This window comes from Azospirillum fermentarium (assembly GCF_025961205.1).
Classification (GTDB): Bacteria; Pseudomonadota; Alphaproteobacteria; order Azospirillales; family Azospirillaceae; genus Azospirillum; species Azospirillum fermentarium.
The window spans coordinates 1,087,767-1,105,352 of record NZ_JAOQNH010000003.1; the positions used below are offsets into that span (position 1 = coordinate 1,087,767).

Annotated in this window: 14 protein-coding genes; 8 read left to right on the forward strand and 6 right to left on the reverse strand. The window is 67.0% G+C overall.

All coding sequences use genetic code 11. From position 1 onward, the window contains the following. Window positions 1-21 precede the first annotated feature (21 nt). The 5 genes from adh to M2352_RS25095 form a co-directional block, all read right to left on the reverse strand. Complete coding sequence (gene adh, locus M2352_RS25075) at window positions 22-1,542, reverse strand: aldehyde dehydrogenase (protein ID WP_264667237.1); 1,521 nt, start codon at window positions 1,540-1,542, stop codon at window positions 22-24. A 200-nt stretch (window positions 1,543-1,742) separates the two neighbouring features. Then, window positions 1,743-3,647 (reverse strand): ferrous iron transport protein B, encoded by a 1,905-nt coding sequence (gene feoB, locus M2352_RS25080; protein WP_264667238.1) that lies wholly within the window; start codon window positions 3,645-3,647, stop codon window positions 1,743-1,745. A 265-nt stretch (window positions 3,648-3,912) separates the two neighbouring features. Beyond that, window positions 3,913-4,758, reverse strand: coding sequence for a serine O-acetyltransferase (gene cysE / locus M2352_RS25085; protein WP_264667239.1), 846 nt, complete (start codon window positions 4,756-4,758; stop codon window positions 3,913-3,915). Between the two features lie 142 nt (window positions 4,759-4,900). Continuing rightward, the gene (locus M2352_RS25090) at window positions 4,901-5,383 is read right to left on the reverse strand and encodes an Lrp/AsnC family transcriptional regulator (RefSeq protein WP_264667240.1); all 483 of its coding nucleotides are present in this window, start codon (window positions 5,381-5,383) and stop codon (window positions 4,901-4,903) included. Between the two features lie 269 nt (window positions 5,384-5,652). Next, window positions 5,653-6,915 (reverse strand): D-amino acid dehydrogenase, encoded by a 1,263-nt coding sequence (locus M2352_RS25095; RefSeq protein ID WP_264667241.1) that lies wholly within the window; start codon window positions 6,913-6,915, stop codon window positions 5,653-5,655. A 217-nt stretch (window positions 6,916-7,132) separates the two neighbouring features. On the opposite strand from M2352_RS25095, the gene M2352_RS25100 reads away from it, so the two are divergent. The 5 genes from M2352_RS25100 (at window position 7,133) to M2352_RS25120 (ending at window position 13,870) form a co-directional block, all read left to right on the forward strand. Then, window positions 7,133-8,506, forward strand: coding sequence for a formimidoylglutamate deiminase (locus tag M2352_RS25100; protein ID WP_264667242.1), 1,374 nt, complete (start codon window positions 7,133-7,135; stop codon window positions 8,504-8,506). A gap of 87 nt (window positions 8,507-8,593) precedes the next feature. Further along, window positions 8,594-9,502, forward strand: a complete 909-nt coding sequence (locus M2352_RS25105) for a bestrophin family protein (RefSeq protein WP_264667243.1) — start codon at window positions 8,594-8,596, stop codon at window positions 9,500-9,502. A gap of 857 nt (window positions 9,503-10,359) precedes the next feature. Continuing rightward, the gene (locus tag M2352_RS25110; RefSeq protein WP_264667244.1) at window positions 10,360-10,596 is read left to right on the forward strand and encodes a hypothetical protein; all 237 of its coding nucleotides are present in this window, start codon (window positions 10,360-10,362) and stop codon (window positions 10,594-10,596) included. Window positions 10,597-10,831: 235 nt separating this feature from the next. After that, window positions 10,832-12,280: an aminodeoxychorismate synthase component I gene (pabB, locus tag M2352_RS25115; RefSeq protein WP_264667245.1), complete on the forward strand. Its 1,449-nt coding sequence runs from the start codon at window positions 10,832-10,834 to the stop codon at window positions 12,278-12,280. Between the two features lie 96 nt (window positions 12,281-12,376). Continuing rightward, on the forward strand, window positions 12,377-13,870 hold the full coding sequence (locus tag M2352_RS25120; RefSeq protein WP_264667246.1) for a diguanylate cyclase: 1,494 nt from the start codon (window positions 12,377-12,379) through the stop codon (window positions 13,868-13,870). On the opposite strand, the gene gcvA is transcribed toward M2352_RS25120, so the two are convergent. Continuing rightward, window positions 13,764-14,699, reverse strand: a complete 936-nt coding sequence (gene gcvA, locus M2352_RS25125; RefSeq protein WP_264667247.1) for a transcriptional regulator GcvA — start codon at window positions 14,697-14,699, stop codon at window positions 13,764-13,766. The genes M2352_RS25120 and gcvA overlap by 107 nt on opposite strands. A gap of 217 nt (window positions 14,700-14,916) precedes the next feature. On the opposite strand from gcvA, the gene M2352_RS25130 reads away from it, so the two are divergent. Genes M2352_RS25130 through M2352_RS25140 form a run of 3 tightly spaced genes read left to right on the forward strand, consistent with a single transcriptional unit; the run spans window position 14,917 to window position 17,573 of the window. Next, window positions 14,917-15,666, forward strand: coding sequence for an SDR family NAD(P)-dependent oxidoreductase (locus tag M2352_RS25130; protein ID WP_264667248.1), 750 nt, complete (start codon window positions 14,917-14,919; stop codon window positions 15,664-15,666). Window positions 15,667-15,699: 33 nt separating this feature from the next. Next, entirely contained in the window at window positions 15,700-16,563 is an 864-nt protein-coding gene (locus M2352_RS25135) for a transketolase (RefSeq protein WP_264667249.1), read from the forward strand. Then, window positions 16,560-17,573 (forward strand): transketolase family protein, encoded by a 1,014-nt coding sequence (locus tag M2352_RS25140; protein WP_264667250.1) that lies wholly within the window; start codon window positions 16,560-16,562, stop codon window positions 17,571-17,573. Before M2352_RS25135 ends, M2352_RS25140 begins: the two co-directional genes overlap by 4 nt. Window positions 17,574-17,586 lie beyond the last annotated feature (13 nt).

The following is a 17,586-nucleotide window of genomic DNA, read 5'->3' on the forward strand; positions in this document are numbered from 1 at the left end:
GATAGGGAGGAACGCACCGGCTTAGAAGAAGCCGAGAGCCTTCGGGCTGTAGCTGACCAGGAGGTTCTTGGTCTGCTGATAGTGGTCCAGCATCATCTTGTGGGTTTCACGGCCGATGCCCGACTGCTTGTAGCCGCCGAAGGCCGCGTGGGCCGGGTACAGGTGGTAGCAGTTGGTCCACACGCGGCCCGCCTGGATGCCGCGGCCCATGCGGAAGGCGCGGTTGCCGTCACGGCTCCACACACCGGCACCCAGACCGAAGTTGGTGTCGTTGGCGATGGCCAGGGCTTCTTCCTCGGTGTCGAAGGTGGTGACCGACACCACCGGGCCGAAGATTTCTTCCTGGAAGACGCGCATCTTGTTGTTGCCTTCGAGGATGGTCGGCGTGACGTAGTAGCCGCCTTCCAGCTCGCCGCCCAGATGGGCGCGCTCGCCGCCGATCAGCACCTTGGCGCCTTCCTGGCGGCCGATGTCGATGTAGGACAGGATCTTCTCGAGCTGTTCCTGCGACGCCTGGGCGCCGATCATGGTGTTGGGGTCCAGCGGATGGCCCTGCTTCACCTTGGACACGCGGTCAACGGCGCGTTCGATGAAGCGGTCGTAGATCGACTTCTGCACCAGGACGCGGGACGGGCAGGTGCAGACCTCACCCTGGTTCAGGGCGAACATGGCGAAGCCTTCGAGCGCCTTGTCGAAGAAATCGTCGTCCTCGTTCATCACGTCGGCGAAGAAGATGTTCGGCGACTTGCCGCCCAGCTCCAGCGTGACCGGGATGATGTTTTCCGAGGCGTACTGCATGATCAGGCGGCCGGTGGAGGTCTCACCGGTGAACGCCACCTTGGCGATGCGCTTGGAGGTGGCGAGCGGCTTGCCCGCCTCGATGCCGAAGCCGTTGACGACGTTCAGCACGCCCGGCGGCAGCAGATCGCCGATGATGTCCATCAGGACCATGATCGCCATCGGGGTCTGCTCGGCGGGCTTCAGCACGATGCAGTTGCCGGCGGCGAGAGCCGGGGCGACCTTCCACGCGGCCATCAGCAGCGGGAAGTTCCACGGAATGATCTGGCCGACCACGCCCAGCGGTTCATGGAAGTGATAGGCGTAGGTGGTGTGGTCGATCTCGGCGATCGAGCCTTCCTGGGCGCGGACGCAGCCGGCGAAGTAGCGGAAGTGGTCGATGGCCAGCGGCACGTCGGCGGCGCGGGTTTCACGGATCGGCTTGCCGTTGTCGAGCGTCTCGGCCAGCGCGATGGTCTCAAGCCGCTGTTCCATGCGGTCGGCGATCTTGAGCAGGATGTTCGAGCGCTCGGTCGGCGAGGTGCGGCCCCAGGCGTCCTTGGCCTTGTGGGCGGCGTCCAGCGCCTTCTCCACGTCGGCGGCCGACGAACGGGCCACTTCGCACAGCGGCTTGCCGGTGATGGGGGTAAGGTTGGTGAAGTAACGGCCTTCCACCGGCGCAACCCATTCACCGCCGATGAAATTGTCATACCGGGGACGCAGCGCGATTTCTTTCTGCAGCGTTTCGAGAGCCTGGGGGATCATGGGCCGTTCCTCTGGTTCTGGCGGGCCGTTCGTGGATCATCGGCCCGATAGGTTTTGACCGGACAATTGATCCGCTTTTCCAGGGAACGGGTAAATTATACTATGGTCGCAGACGCCCTGCCGCAGCACGGCAAAAGGGCGGGGACATCCCCGCCCTTGCATTCTTTTGCCCAGCCTTTGAGCACATCTGTGGGCACACCTTACCCCAACAGCGCCGACGCCACGCGGTAGGTGACGAAGGAGGCGCCATAGGCCAGCGCCGTCAAGTACACGAACATCACCGCCGGCCAGAAGGCGGAGTTGGTCTCCCGCCGCACCACCCCCAGCGTGGACACGCATTGGGGGGCGAAGACGAACCACACCAGCAGCGACAGCGCGGTCGGCAGGCTCCAGTCGGCGGCCAGCACGCCGGCCAGCGAGCTTTCCAGCGCGTCCCCGGTTTCCGACAGGGCGTAGACGGTGCCCAGTGCCGCCACCGCCACCTCGCGCGCCGCCATGCCGGGCACCAGCGCGATGGCGATCTGCCAGGTGAAGCCGATGGGGGCCAGCAGCGGCGCCAGGGCGTGGCCCAGCATGCCGGCGAAGCTGTAGTCGATGGCCGGACCCGTGGCCCCCTCCGGCGCGCCGGGCACCGACGACAGGAACCACAGCACCACCATGATGGCGAAGATGATCGTGCCGGCGCGCACCAGGAACGCCTTGGCCCGCTCCATCAGCCCCAGGAACACGTTCGACGGGCGCGGCAGGCGGTAGGCCGGCAGTTCCATCAGCAGCGGCTCCCGCGCCCCGCGGAAGATGGTGCGCTTGAGCACGAAGGCCACCGTCAGCGCCGACAGGATGCCGGTGGCGTAGAGCGCGAACATCACCAGCCCTTCCAGCCCCACCAGACCGCCCAGAACCGCCTCATGGGGCACGAAGGCGGCAATCAGCAGGGTATAGACCGGCAGCCGCGCCGAACAGGTCATCAGCGGCGCGATCATGATGGTCGCCAGCCGGTCGGCGCGGTTCTCGATGGTGCGCGCCGCCATGATGCCGGGCACGGCGCAGGCGAAGCTGGACAGCAGCGGGATGAAGGCCCGCCCGTGCAGCCCCACACCCCCCATCAGCCGGTCCAGCAGGAACGCCGCCCGCGCCATATACCCTGAGTCCTCCAGCATCTGGATGAAGAAGAACAGGATCAGGATCTGCGGCAGAAAGATGATGACGCTGCCCACCCCGGCCAGGATGCCGTCCACCAGCAGGCTTTTCAGCATCCCCTCGGGCAGCGCGCCGCCGATGCCGGCCTGCAGCGCCGTGACGCCGCCGTCGATCAGCTTCATGGGCGCCTCGGCCCAGGCGAACACCGCCTGGAACATCAAGAACAGCACCAGGAACAGGAACGCCAGCCCCACCACCGGGTGCAGCAGCACCGCGTCGATCCGCCGGGTGGCGCGCGACGGCTCGCCCCGGGTGTGGATGGCCTCGGCCAGGATCTCTTCGACCTGACGGTGATAGGCGCGCAGGTCCAGCGAGGAGGGCTCGCTCCACGCGCACCCGCCCAAGGGGGCGAGGCCGCCGGCGGCCACGGTGTGGTCGATCTGGGCCAGCAGCCCGGCGATGCCGTCGCGCTTGACCGCCACCGTCGGCACCACCGGCACGCCCAGCGCCGCCGACAGCGCCGCCGGGTCGATGCGGAAGCCCTGGCGCTCCGCCATGTCCATCATGTTGAGCGCCAGGATGATCGGGCGGCCCAGCTTGCGCAGTTCCAGCACCAGCCGCAGGTTGAGCCGCAGGTTGGTGGCGTCGGCCACGAAGATGATGACGTCCGGCGGCGCCTCGTGGGCGAAGCGGCCCAGCACCACGTCGCGGGTGACCTCCTCGTCCGGGCTGCGGGCGCGCAGGGAATAGGTGCCGGGCAGGTCGATCAACTGCACCCGCGTGCCGGCGGGGCTGCGGAAATAGCCCAGCTTGCGTTCCACCGTCACGCCGGGGTAGTTGGCGACCTTTTGCCGGCTGCCGGTCAGGGCGTTGAACAGGGCGGTCTTGCCGCAGTTGGGGTTGCCGACCAGCGCGATGCGGGGGAGCGCGATGCGGGAAGGATCGGCGGTGGTTGCCGTGACGCTCATGGGTCTGGCCTTTCGTCAAAGACTGTGCCGCGTCCCGGCCCGCTACACACCGGAGTGTTCCCGGAACGCATCGCCAATGTATCTGACGTAATGCTTGTAAGAATGAGTCTCATTGCGCGATGCGTCATAACGCCGCAAGCGCGGCCATCGGGTGGTTCTCACCCGATGCCGCCACAGACCAGACATACACAAATATCGGGGCTGATCTTGCCCTCAACCATCCGCTGCGCACTCTGGCGCAACGGACCATCCTGTGATTGTTTGCTCAGATATGGTAATCGGGTTCCGGCAGGCTCTGGTCCATGGCCAGAGCCGGCGTCACGCTGTCGGCGCACCACCCGACGATGCGGGCCGGCACCCCGGCCACGGTGGCGCACGGCGGCACGTCGCGCAGGACGACGCTGCCCGCCCCCACCTTGGCCCGCGCGCCGATGGTGATGTTGCCCAGCACCTTGGCCCCGGCGGCCAGCAGCACGCCGTCGCGCACCTTGGGGTGGCGGTCGCCGTGCTCCTTGCCGGTGCCGCCCAGGGTGACGTTCTGTAGGATGGACACATCGTTGCCCACCACCGCCGTCTCACCGATCACCACGCCGGTGCCGTGGTCGATGAACACCCGCCGGCCCACCGGCACCGCCGGGTGAATGTCCACCGCGAACACCTCCGACACCCGGCTTTGCAGGAAATGGGCGAGCGGGGTGCGGCCATGGGTCCACAGCCAGTGGGCCACCCGGTGCCATTGCAGCGCGTGGAAGCCCTTGAAATAGAGGAACGGCGTCAGCAGCCCGTCGGACGCCGGGTCGCGGGCGACGATGGCGGCCAGATCCTCCGCCGCCGCATCAGCGATGGCGGGGTCGGCGTCGATGGCGGCGTGGACCAGCCCCTCCAGCTTGGCCTCGGTCATGGTGCCGTCCTCCAGCTTCACCGCCAGGAGGAAGGCCAGCGCCTCGGCGAATCCGGCGTGGCGCAGCACCCGGCATTCGATGTGGTCGCGCAGCAGCGGCTCGTCGCCCGCCGCCTTCAGCGCCTCCGCACACAAGGTCTCCCACAGCCCGCCGGTGCCGGAACGGGCCAGGGCTGCAAGGGCGTCTTCGGCGAAGGCGGTGTCATCCATAGCGTGATCCTTCCACAAAGACACAAGGCGGCGGTGTAAAATGGCGGCCAGCCATGTGAAACCATGGGGAACAATATAGAACGCACCGCCCCGTCCGCCGCAAAAATCCGGCAGCCCCGCCATTCGGGCCAGAGTGTGCCCGTCAGGGTTTGAGGGTGGACCCCGGCGGCGGGCGCAGCCCCCCAGCCACCACGCTGCGGATGGCGAAGTTGGATTGGATGCGCGCCACGCCGGGCAGGCGCGACAGCAGTTCGGTGTGAATCCGCTCGTAATCGCCCGAATCGCGGGCCTCCACCCGCAGCAGATAATCGGCCATGCCGGTCATCAGATAGCATTCCTGCACCTCGGGGTGCTTGCGCACCTCCTGCTCGAATCGGCGCAGGTATTCCTCAGTCTGGCGCTCCAGGGTGATCTGGACGATGACGACGGTGGGTTTTTCCACGTCGGGTTGGTCGATGATGGCGGTGTATCCGCGAATCACGCCGCTGTGTTCGAGCAAGTGCAACCGCCGCAGGCAGGCGGAAGGGGAAAGCCCCACCTCCTCTGCCAGCTTGGCGTTGCTCATGCGGCCATCCGCCCGCAAGAGGCGGATGATTTTGTCGTCGATACCGTCGCGGGCGCGCATGGGAGGAGCCGATTTTTCCGGGAAGTGTGTCGATTGTGCGATAGGGGAGCGGATTTTCGCTCAATCGGCAACGATTTGCAAAGATCCCCGGCGGCACTTGCGGTTATGGTGAGATGTGAAAGGCATCCACACGCCCGTCGGGCGGTGCGCATGCATTTCCTTGTGGTCTGAGGCCCCGGCTGATCCGGGGCTTCGGGAGCGTCCTTTGAAAACTCGAACGCCCCCGCCGGTTTCCCGGCAGGGGCGTTTTTTTTCGGTGCGTCCCGCCCTTAAGCGGCGGCGCGGTAGCGCGACTCGTCCAGCCCCTGGGTTTCGGTCTGCGGCTTGCGCCCGCCCACCAGATCGGCCACCAGCCGGCCCGAGCCGCAGGCCATGGTCCATCCCAGCGTGCCGTGTCCGGTGTTGAGGAACAGGTTGCTGTACGGTGTGTGGCCGATCACCGGCGTGCCGTCGGGGGTCATGGGCCGCAGGCCGGTCCAGAACTCCGCCTTGCCCACGTCGCCGCCGCGGGGGAACAGGTCGCTGACCGAATGCTCCAATGCTGCCCGGCGCTCGGCGTGCAGCGTCAGGTCATAGCCGGCGATTTCCGCCGTGCCGCCCACGCGGATGCGGTCGCCCAGACGGGTGATGGCGATCTTGTAGGTTTCGTCCATCACGGTGGATTCCGGCGCCGCCGCGGCGTCGGTGATGGGAACGGTGATGGAATAGCCCTTGACCGGATAGACCGGGATCGACACGCCCACCCCCTTCAGCAGCATGGGCGAATAGCTGCCCAGCGCCAGCACGAACCGGTCGGCGGTGACCTCGCCCTGGTCGGTGGTCACATGGGTGATGCGGCGGCCGTCGGTGTGCAGCCCCTGGATGGCGGTGCCGTAGCGGAACTCCACCCCCAGCCCGGCGGCCAATGCTGCCAGACGCTGGGTGAACAGGTGGCAGTCGCCGGTCTCGTCCCCCGGCAGGCGCAGGCCGCCGGCGATCTTTTCCCGCACCGCGGCCAGGGCCGGTTCGGCCTGGACGCAGCCGGCGGGGTCCAGCACCTCGAACGGAACACCGTACTGCTTCAGCACCGCGATGTCGCCGGCGGCGGCGTCCACCTGCTTGGCGGTGCGGAAAAGCTGGAGCGTGCCCTGGGTGCGCTCGTCATAGGTGATGCCGGTGTCGGCGCGCAGGTCGCGCAGGCAGTCGCGGCTGTATTCGGCCAGACGCACCATGCGGCCCTTGTTCACGGCGTAGCGGGCGGCGGTGCAGTTGCGCAGCATCTGCGCCATCCATGTCCACATGCGCGGGTCCATGCGCGGGCGGATGACCAGCGGCGAATGTTTCATCAGCAGCCATTTGATCGCCTTCAGCGGCACGCCCGGCCCGGCCCAGGGGGCGGAATAGCCCGGCGACACCTCGCCCGCGTTGGCATAGCTGGTTTCCAGCGCCGCACCCGGCTGGCGGTCGATGACCGTCACCGCGTGGCCGTCCTTGGCCAGATAATAGGCCGTGGTCACCCCGATCACCCCACCACCCAGCACGACGACCTTCATGGCATCCACCTCTATATCCGACTGGAACCGTGCGATAATAAAATGAGGATAAACGCAACAAGCGTCGGGGGTCTCTGCAAAGAGATGCACAAGCCGCGCATTTTCCACCGATCCTTCGAATAAAAATCCTGGTTTTTGCATGATCGTGCGAAACGCTGGTTTTGCCGCCCCGGCGGCCCCACTCTCAAGCCCGGACGACGGCTGATGGAGGCGGATCATGGAACGGCTGGCAGGGCTGGCGTGCGGGCGGATTCGGCTGCCCGGCGGCTGGGCCGGCGACACCACCGTGCGCTTTTCCCCCGACGGGCGCATCGAAGCGGTGGAACCGGGGCTGGACCCCGCGCTGCCGCGGGCGGACGGGCCGGTGATCCCCGGCATGCCCAACCTGCACAGCCACGCCTTTCAGCGGGCCATGGCCGGGCTGGCCGAACGGGCGGGACCGGCGGAGGACAGTTTCTGGACGTGGCGGGACACCATGTACGGCTTCGTCCGCCGCCTGACGCCCGAGGACGCCCAGGCCATCGCGGCCTTGCTCTATAGTGAGATGCTGACCCAGGGCTACACGGCGGTGGCGGAGTTTCATTACCTGCACCACGCCCCGGACGGCACCCCCTATGCCGACCGGGCGGAGATGGCCACCCGCATCATCGCCGCCGCCGACACCGCGGGCATCGGGCTGACCCTGCTGCCGGTGCTGTACGCCCACGGCGGGTTCGGCGGGCAGCCCCCGGCGGACGGGCAGCGGCGGTTCCTCAACACCCCCGGCGGGCTGCGCGCCATCCTGGACGCCGCCGCTCGTGCCATGGCCGGGCGCACCGGCTGGCGCACCGGGCTGGCGCTGCATTCCCTGCGCGCGGTGACGGCGGACGAGATGGCGGCGGCGCTGGACGGCCTGCCCCCCGGCACGCCGGTCCACATCCACATCGCCGAACAGACGGCGGAGGTGGATGCCTGTGTGGCGTGGAGCGGGCGGCGCCCGGTGGAATGGCTGCTGGATCATGCGCCGGTGTCGCCCGATTGGTGCCTGGTCCACGCCACCCACATGACGGCGGACGAGACCGCCGCCGTGGCCCGGTGCGGGGCGGTGGCCGGGCTGTGCCCGACGACGGAGGCCAATCTGGGCGACGGGCTGTTCCCCGCCCCGGCCTTCCTCGCCCACGGCGGGCGGTTCGGCATCGGGTCGGACAGCCACATCAGCGTGTCGCCCACCGAGGATCTGCGGCTGCTGGAATACGGCCAGCGGCTGGCGGCGCGTCAGCGCAACGTCCTGCGCCAGCCGGGGGAAGCGTCCATCGGCGCCGGCCTCTACCGCACGGCCTTGGCCGGGGGGACGCAGGCGCTGGGGCGGCCCGGCACGCCGGGCATCGCCGCGGGCCAGCCCGCCGATCTGGTGATCCTGAACCCCGACGATCCCAGGCTGATGGGACGGGACGGCGATGCGCTGCTGGACGCCCACGTCTTCGCCGGCAGCGGCCACGGGGTGCGCGGCGTGGTGGCGGCGGGGTGCGTGGTGGTGCGGGACGGGCGGCACGTGCGCCACGGCGCCATCGTCGCCGCCTATCGCCGGGCGCTGGAACGGCTGCGGGGCTGAACGCATCGCAGCCATCCGCCGGTGCGGCCTTTGCGCGCAGGGGAAAGACGGGTATGACGGGGCCGCTTTCGCCATGGAGACCCGCCCATGATCGTCCGCGCCACCGGCAGTTCCCTGTCCATGCTGTTCGCCATCCGTGGATCGGTGGTGCCGCAGATCTGGCCCCGCATGCTGGTGGTGGTTCTGGCCGCTGCCGTGGTGGTGGCGGTGCCCCATCTCTGGGCGCAGCCGCTCCCGTCCATCTCGCTGGCGCCGTTCAGCCTGATCGGGCTGGTGCTGTCGATCTTCCTCGGTTTCCGCAACAACGCCTGCTACGACCGCTGGTGGGAGGCGCGCAAACAGTGGGGCCACCTGATTGCCCAGGCCCGCGCCATCGGGCGGGAGTTTCCCGCCCTGCTGCCGGGGGATGCCGGCGAACGGGCCGTGCGGCGGGTGATCGGTTTTTGTGCCTGCCTGTCGGCGCGGCTGCGGGGGCGGGACGAGCTGGCCGCCGCCGTGCCGTGGATTCCCGCCGCCGAGGCCGTCCGCGTGGCCGCCGCCCGCAACAAGCCGCAGGCCATCACCCGCCTGCTGACCCACGAGATCATCGCCGCCCACCGGGCCGGGGCCTTCGGCGAAGTCACCCTGCGCCTGCTGGAAGACCGCATCGAGGAGATGAACGCCGTGCAGGCCGCGTGCGAGCGCATCCGCAGCACGCCGACGCCGTTCGCCTATTCGCTGCTGCTGCACCGGACCTCGTGGATCTTCTGCCTGCTGTCGCCGTTCGGTCTGTGGGAGACGTGCGGCATCATGACTCCGCTGTTCAGCCTGGTGCTGGCCTATGCCTTCTTCGGGCTGGACGCGCTGGGCGACGAGCTGGAGGAGCCGTTCGGCACCCTGCCCAACGACCTGCCCCTCGACGCCATGGTCCGCATCATCGAAATCGACCTGCTGGAAGCGGTGGGCGAAGCCCATCTGCCGGAACCGGTCAAGCCGGTGAAGTATCAGTTGACGTGAGACCAATCGTTCGCAACAGTGCTCGAGATCATTGCGAGAGGGAAGTAGCCTGCCATGCCATGGTCTGATTACGCGCTGGATACTTTCATTGCTCCAGGCTTATCTCGTCTCAAAAATGCTCCGCGCCGGAGATACCGGCTTTTCCTAACTACCTTGGCTCATTGTATCTTAATCACATACTTAGAGCACGGTATGCAGAGGCGGCCATCATTAGCATAGCCAATGCTATTCGCCGCACCTCATTTGCTATCACAAATTACGGGGCCGGACGGCAGCATCTTCTGACATATGTCGAATCTTTGCCAGATCAAAAAATCTCAGCTTATTTTCAAGCTTTATCATATTTTGAAACGTGCATTCTTCATACTTACACAGCAATGCTTTTGTTCAAAGAATTTTTCCGAGAAAACGAACAACTTAAAAATTATTTTTGCGAATCCACGAAAGAGATAGTCGATTTTAATAATGCAATCAAACATTTTGATGAAGACATAAAAAAAATTTTAAGAATGGTAAAAATGGGAAACCTCTCTTGAACCCCATATGGATTACCGGAGATAGCATTGAGTGCTTAACACGCAAAGATAAACCAAAATGTGACGATCTTCCAGCACGTGAAAAGGGCTCAGAATACAGCCTATCATTTTGTGATCTTGCCGAAAAATTAAAAAATCTGGACGAAATTTCAAAAATCTTATCAACGAAAGTACCTGAAAATACCTTGGCCGAGCAAAGCGGATTAAATTAGGAAAGAAGAATGGTTGCCAACGCCACTCCCGCAACGAAGGGTATCGCTTGACGGTTAGGTCCATTGGACCTATCATGATTTATGAGACTGCGGATACCCTGGGAACGCCATGAACAACGAAACCGTCGAACGTCATCTGGACACCGTTGACCAGCGTCTTTCGGCGATTGAGGCGGAACAGCGTCGGCAGGCCGGCGACATCGCGGAAATGAAGGAACTGCTGAAGGTGATGTATCCCCTCTTGGTGGCGTCGAACGCTCGTGGGGAGGAGCAGTCCAAGCGGATCGACGACCTGAACCGCATGGTCGCATCCCTCATCCCCAGCAAAATCGCCGCCGTGGGATGACGCCTGAGGCCTTCAAGGAGGCACGGCACACGTTGGGGCTGTCGGCCCAGGGGATGGCCGATGCTTTGGGAGTCGCAGAAGGACGCACCGTCCGCCGGTGGGAGGCCGGGGACCGGGATATTCCCGGCCCGGCCATCGCCCTGCTGCGCATCTGGCTGGACCCCCGCTGCCCGTCCTGGGCGAAGCCTTGGCAGACACCATAAGGCTGCCGCGGATAATAAGAAGGTCGGGCGTCATGGGTGTCACGATCCGCCGGGGACCGGCGGGGGAATTCTGTCTGGCGGTGTGGGAGCTTCCCGCGCGCGATCCGGTGGCGGCCTTCGCCCCGTTCGCGGACACCCCCTTTGCCGCCCTGCTGCACGGGGCGGCGGATGCCGGCGGGCGGGGGCGGTTCAGCATCATCGCCGCCGATCCCTTCCGCACCATCACGGCCCACGGCACCCGCGTCACCGTGGATGGACGGGCGGTGGCCGGCGATCCCTTCACGGTTCTGGAACGGGAACTGGCGGCCCACACCCTGCCCCCCGGCGTGGCGCCGGAACCGTTCGGTGGCGGGGCCGTCGGCTTTCTGGGGTACGAGCTGGGGCGGGTGCTGGAGCGGCTGCCGGCCCGCCATGGTGACGGAGACGGCACCCCCGACATGCTGGTGGGTCTGTACGACACCGCCGCCGTGTTCGACGCGCAGGATGGGCGCGCCTGGGTGGTGTCCACCGGCTTTCCCGACACCGAACCCGCCGCCCGCCAGGCCCGCGCGCTGGCCCGCGGGGCGGCGCTGGCCGAACGGCTGGCGCACGCACCCGGTCCCTTGCCCCCGCCCGCCGCCGGCACCGCCCGCTGGACCGCGGAGATGACGCGGGGCCAGTACACGGCCCAGGTGGCGCGGGTGCTGGACTACATCCGGGCCGGCGACATCTTCCAGGCCAATTTCACCGGGCGGTTTCTGGCGGACAGGCCGGCGGGGGTGGGGGTGTTCGATCTCTACCGCCGGCTGCTGGCTCAAAGCCCGGCGCCCTTTGCCGCCTGTCTGACCGGGGATGGGGGGTACGGCATCGCCAGCGCCTCGCCCGAACGCTTCATCCGGCTGTCCGCCGACGGGGCCATCGAAACCCGCCCCATCAAGGGCACCCGCCCCCGCGGGCGCTCAGGAGACGAGGACGCGGCCCTGGCCGCCGATCTGGCCGCCAGCGTCAAGGACCGCGCGGAAAACCTGATGATCACCGACCTCTTGCGCAACGACATCGGGCGGGTGGCGCGCATCGGGTCGGTGCGGGTGCCATCCCTGTGCGCGGTGGAGACCTTCGCGTCGGTCCATCATCTGGTCTCGGTGGTGGAGGGACGGTTGCGTCCCGGCATCGGACCGGTGGGCCTGCTGCGCGCCACCTTCCCCGGCGGGTCCATCACCGGGGCGCCCAAGATCCGCGCCATGGAAATCATCGACGAGCTGGAGGCCGCCCGCCGCGGCCCCTATTGCGGATCGGCGGTGTGGATCGGATTCGACGGCGCCATGGACAGCAGCATCCTGATCCGCACCCTGACCGTCACGCCCGCCCAGGTGGTGGCGCAGGCCGGCGGCGGTATCGTCGCGGATTCCGACCCCGGGCTGGAGCATGACGAAATGATGGTCAAGATTGCCCCTCTGCTACGGTCGGTGGAGGCACAGACAAAACCGCCCGCGGCAAAATAGGGCCGGGGACCGTTCCGGGAAAACGCCGCTTGCGCGGGCGCCGTTGTGTTCCTACCCTCTCCATTCCTTATCGGCATCACAGTGCTCGTGGCACGCATGGCCTTGTTTTCGCGGGAAAATCGTTATGGTCTTTTCGCCTTTCTCGCCCTGCTGGCCGTGGCGTCCCCGGCACATGCCGTCCGCTTGACGCCGGAGGAACAGGCGTACCTGCGCGACAACCCGGTCATCCATTATTGCGCCGATCCCGACTGGGAACCCTATGAGGTCATCACCGACCAGGGGTGGCACCGGGGCATCGCCGCCGACCTGCTGCGGCTGGCCGCGTCGCGGGTGGGAATGATGCTGACCGTGGTGCCGACCCGGACGTGGGAAGAGAGCATCGCCACCAGCCAGGCCGGCACCTGCAAGTTCCTGAGCTTCCTCAACCGCACGCCCAAACGCGACGCGTGGCTGATCTTCACCGCCCCGCTGTTCGTCGATCCCAACGTCATCGTCACGCGGGAGGAGCACCCCCTGATCGACGATCTGGGCGGGCTGACGGGGGAAACCATGGTGCTGCCCAGCGGCACCGCCATGGAAGAACGGCTGACCACGGATTTTCCCAACCTGACCCTGACCACCGTCACCGCCGAGGCCGACGCCTTCGCCATGGTGTCGGACAAGCGGGCGTCGATGACCATGCGCTCCATGATCGTGGCGGTGCATGCCATCAAGAAGGGCGGATGGTTCAGCCTGAAGGTGGCCGGCACCGTGCCCGGCTATGAAAACCGCCTGCGCATCGGCGTCATCAAAAGCGAACCGCTGCTGCGCAGCATCCTGGACAAGGGCATCGCCACCATCACCGCCGACGAGCGGGAGCAGATCGCCAACCGCCACGTCGCCATCACCGTCCAGCAGAACATCGATTTCGAGGTGCTGTGGCGCATTCTGGCCGCCTGCGGGCTGGTGCTGGCCACCAGCCTGTTCTGGATCGTCAAGCTGCGCCAGATGAACGAGAAGCTGCGCCGCCAGTCGCGCACCGACAGCCTGACCGGCATCGGCAACCGCAGCTACCTCAACGAACGGCTGCCCCAGGAAATCGACCGCGCCCGCCGCTATGGCCGCCCCTTTGCCGTGGTGCTGCTGGACATCGACCATTTCAAGGCGATCAACGACCTGTACGGCCATCTGACGGGCGATGCCGTGCTGCGCCACTTCACCACCGTGATCCGGGCCACGGTGCGCACCACCGACATGCCGGGCCGCTGGGGCGGCGAGGAGTTTCTGGTGCTCTGTCCCGAAACCACCGCGGAACAGGCGCTGGCCCTGGCCCAACGCCTGTGCACGGCGGTGCGCGCCCATGATTTCCCCACCGGACGCACCCACACGGTCAGCGCCGGGGTGGCCGCCCTGATCCCGGACGACACGGTGGACGGCCTGCTGCACCGCGCCGACGCCGGGCTGTACCGCGCCAAGGCGGAGGGGCGGGACCGGGCCATGGCCCTCACCCCAGGCCCGGCAGAGACCCCAGATACGCTTCCTGCCAGCGGCGCCCCCGCTCCAGCTCCTCCAGAAGCCACTCGCGGAACGCCTGAATCTTCGGCAGCTTAGCCGTCGATTTCAGCGTCACGAACCCGTGCCCCGGCACCCGCAGCGGCGGGACGGCAAAGGGCACCACCAGCTTGCCCGCCTGCAGCTCCTGCTGCGCCAGCAGCAGGCTGTCCAGGCACACCCCCATCCCGTCCACCGCCGCGCTGATGGCCATGAACGAGCGGTCGAACCGCGGCCCGCGGTCGAGATCCAGCGCCACCTTGCGGTGACGGCGGTTCCAGTCGCGCCAGCCCATGATGTTGACTTCCGAATGGATCAGCACGTGGCGGCTCAGATCCTCGGGCCGGCGGATGGGGTTCAGCCCGTCGGCCAGCGCCGGCGAACACATGGGCACGATCAGGTCGTCGGGAAACATCTCCATCACGCACCCCGCGGGCGGCGGGCCGGGGTTGTAGCGGACCGACACGTCGATGGCCCCCTGGGTCAGATCCACCATGCCGACCGACGCCTGCAGCCGCAGGTCGATGGCCGGATGCAGGCTTTTCATGGCCGCCAGCCGCGGCATCAGCCATTGGGTCGCAAAGCTGGGCATGGAATGCACGGTCAGGATGGCGCCGCCCCCGGTGGTGGTGACGGTGCGCGTCGCCTCGTCGATGCGGGCGAAGGCCGCCGTCACCTCCGCCGCATACAGCCGCCCGGCGTCGGTCAGGGCCACCGACCGGTGAATCCGATGAAACAAAAGGACGCTGAGCTGATCCTCCAGCACCCTGACCTGATGGCTTATGGCGGAAGGCGTAACGGATAGTTCCTGTGCGGCAAGTGCGAAAGAACCGAGGCGTGCCGCGGCTTCGAACGCTTGAACAGCCTTGATCGACACCCGTCTCACCATGATCCGCCCCGTTTGTGCGTTGCACCGGATACATGAATTCAATTCAACGATTTGCGATCTTATTCGTTTGTCGGATTCATCTCAATAACCTACCCTCGTAGTCAGCCAAGCAGACCGCCACCACGGCGGGAAACCACACGGCATCCCAATCAAGACCGACAAGCCCCAGCCGCGGCCCAGCGCCGCCACGGGCGGGCTTTGCCAAAAGGGAGCGACAATGCTGCTGTCCAACAAGGTTTGCGTCATCACCGGCGCCGCATCGCGCCGGGGCATCGGGCGGGCCACCGCCCGGCTGTTCGCCCTGCACGGCGGGCGGGCCATCATCCTGGATCTCGACGAGGGACAGGCCGCCGAAGCCGCCCTGGAACTGGGGGAGGCGCACCGCGGCCTTGCCTGTGACGTCACCGACAAGGAGGCTTGCTTCGCCGCCGCCCGGCGGGTGGTGGACGAATTCGGGCGCATCGACGTGCTGGTCAACAACGCCGGCATCACCCAGCCGCTGCGCTTCATGGACATCGGCCCGGAAAACTACGACGCGGTGATGGACGTCAGCCTGCGCGGCACCCTCTACATGAGCCAGGCGGTGCTGCCGCACATGCGCGAGAAGCGGGCCGGCTCCATCGTGTGCATGTCGTCGGTGTCGGCCCAGCGCGGCGGCGGCATCTTCGGCGGCCCCCACTACAGCGCCGCCAAGGCCGGTGTCCTGGGCCTGGCCAAGGCGCTGGCGCGCGAGGCGGGGCCGGACGGCATCCGCGTCAATTCCATCACCCCCGGCCTGATCCAGACCGACATCACCGGCGGCAAGCTGACCGACGCCCTGCGCGCCGAGATCCTGAAGGGCATCCCGCTGAACCGGCTGGGCGATGCCGATGACGTGGCGCGGGCCTGCCTGTTCCTGGCCAGCGACCTGTCGTCCTACATCACCGGCGCCACGCTGGATGTGAACGGCGGCATGCTCATCCACTGACCCTGTGCGTTTCTGGGAAAAAGGAGAACGAGGGTGGAAACCGACGTGAAGGGGGCGGGGCCGCTCCTGTCCAACACCTCCCTGGCCGAACGCGCCTACCGCATCCGCCGCACGGCGCTGCGCATGGGTGCCGTTCAGGGCCAGGGCTACATCGCCCAGGCGCTGGGCATCGCCGACGTGCTGGCGGTGTCCTACTTCCACGCCCTGCGCTACCGGCCCGACGATCCCCATTGGGAAGGGCGCGACCGCTTCCTGCTGTCCATCGGCCATTACGCCATCGCGCTCTACGCCGCGCTGATCGAGGCCGGCATCGTGCCCGAGGACGAGCTTGAGACCTATGGCTGCGACGACAGCCGCCTGCCGATGTCGGGCATGGCCGCCTACACGCCGGGGATGGAAATCACCGGCGGCTCGCTGGGCCAGGGGCTGGCGGTCGGGGTCGGCATGGCGCTGGGGCTGAAGCGCAAGAAATCGTCGTCGCTGGTCTACACCCTGTTTTCCGACGGCGAGCTGGACGAGGGGGCCACGTGGGAAGCGGCCCTGTCGGCGGCCCACCACACGCTGGACAACCTGATCGGCATCATCGACGTCAACAACATGCAGGCCGACGGCCCGTCCATGGGCGTGCTGAGTTCCGAGCCGCTGGTGGCGAAGTGGGAAGCGTTCGGCTGGTTCACCCAGCGGGTGGACGGCAACGACATCGACGCGGTGACCGCCGCCATCGACGCCGCCCGCGCCCACGGCGGCTCCCGCCCCCGCGTCATCATCTGCGACACCAAGATGGCCAAGGGCGTGCCCTTCCTGGAAGCGCGGGAACGCAACCACTTCCTGCGGGTGGAAGCCGACGAATGGGCCAAGGCCCTGGATGCCCTTGATGCCGGGAGACAGCACGCATGAGCACCGCCACCCCCGCCGCCGCTCCGGTGAAAAAGCCGCGCCTGACCACCTCCGCCATGATCGCGTCGATCGCGGGCGAGGGGCAGCGGACCAAGGCGGCGCCCTTCGGCACCGCGCTGGTGGAACTGGCCAAGACCCGCCCCGATCTGGTGGGGCTGACCGCCGATCTGGCGAAATACACCGACCTGCACGTCTTCGCCCAGGCCCACCCGGACCGTTTCTATCAGATGGGCATGGCCGAACAGCTTCTGATGGCCGCGGCCGCCGGGCTGGCGCGCGAAGGCTTCCTGCCCTTCGCCACCACCTACGCCGTCTTCGCGTCCCGCCGCGCCTACGACTTCATCTGCATGGCCATTGCGGAAGAGAAGCTGAACGTCAAGATCGCCTGCGCCCTGCCCGGCCTGACCACCGGCTACGGCCCCAGCCATCAGGCCACCGACGATCTGGCGATTTTCCGCGCCATGCCCAACCTGACCATCATTGATCCCTGCGATGCGCTGGATATCGAACAGGCGGTGCCGGCCATGGCCGCCCACGACGGCCCGGTCTACATGCGCCTGCTGCGCGGGAACGTGCCGCTGGTGCTGGACGAGTACGATTACACGTTCGAGCTGGGCAAGGCCAAGATGCTGCGGGACGGCACCGATGTGCTGATCATCTCCAGCGGCTTCATGACCATGCGGGCGCTGGAAGCGGCCAAGGAACTGGACGGCGACCGGGTATCGGCGGCGGTGCTCCACTGCCCCACCATCAAGCCGCTGGACGCGGAGACCATCCTGCGCGAAGCGGCCAAGCCGGGCCGGCTGGTGGTGGTGGCGGAAAACCATTCCGCCATCGGCGGGCTGGGCGAAGCGGTGGCGGGGCTGCTGCTGCGCAACGGCGTGACGCCGGCGTTCCGCCAGATCGCCCTGCCCGACGCCTTTCTGGACGCGGGCGCCCTGCCCACCCTGCACGACCGCTACGGCATTTCCACCGCGGCGGTGGTCCGGCAGATCAAGGGCTGGCTGTAAACGCCGGCCCCAC

Coding starts and splice junctions, on each gene's coding strand:
- adh (WP_264667237.1), bottom strand. CDS start 1,542: ATGATCCCCCAGGCTCTCGAAACGCTGCAGAAAGAAATCGCGCTGCGT.
- feoB (WP_264667238.1), bottom strand. CDS start 3,647: ATGAGCGTCACGGCAACCACCGCCGATCCTTCCCGCATCGCGCTCCCC.
- cysE (WP_264667239.1), bottom strand. CDS start 4,758: ATGGATGACACCGCCTTCGCCGAAGACGCCCTTGCAGCCCTGGCCCGT.
- M2352_RS25090 (WP_264667240.1), bottom strand. CDS start 5,383: ATGCGCGCCCGCGACGGTATCGACGACAAAATCATCCGCCTCTTGCGG.
- M2352_RS25095 (WP_264667241.1), bottom strand. CDS start 6,915: ATGAAGGTCGTCGTGCTGGGTGGTGGGGTGATCGGGGTGACCACGGCC.
- M2352_RS25100 (WP_264667242.1), top strand. CDS start 7,133: ATGGAACGGCTGGCAGGGCTGGCGTGCGGGCGGATTCGGCTGCCCGGC.
- M2352_RS25105 (WP_264667243.1), top strand. CDS start 8,594: ATGATCGTCCGCGCCACCGGCAGTTCCCTGTCCATGCTGTTCGCCATC.
- M2352_RS25110 (WP_264667244.1), top strand. CDS start 10,360: ATGAACAACGAAACCGTCGAACGTCATCTGGACACCGTTGACCAGCGT.
- pabB (WP_264667245.1), top strand. CDS start 10,832: ATGGGTGTCACGATCCGCCGGGGACCGGCGGGGGAATTCTGTCTGGCG.
- M2352_RS25120 (WP_264667246.1), top strand. CDS start 12,377: ATGGCCTTGTTTTCGCGGGAAAATCGTTATGGTCTTTTCGCCTTTCTC.
- gcvA (WP_264667247.1), bottom strand. CDS start 14,699: ATGGTGAGACGGGTGTCGATCAAGGCTGTTCAAGCGTTCGAAGCCGCG.
- M2352_RS25130 (WP_264667248.1), top strand. CDS start 14,917: ATGCTGCTGTCCAACAAGGTTTGCGTCATCACCGGCGCCGCATCGCGC.
- M2352_RS25140 (WP_264667250.1), top strand. CDS start 16,560: ATGAGCACCGCCACCCCCGCCGCCGCTCCGGTGAAAAAGCCGCGCCTG.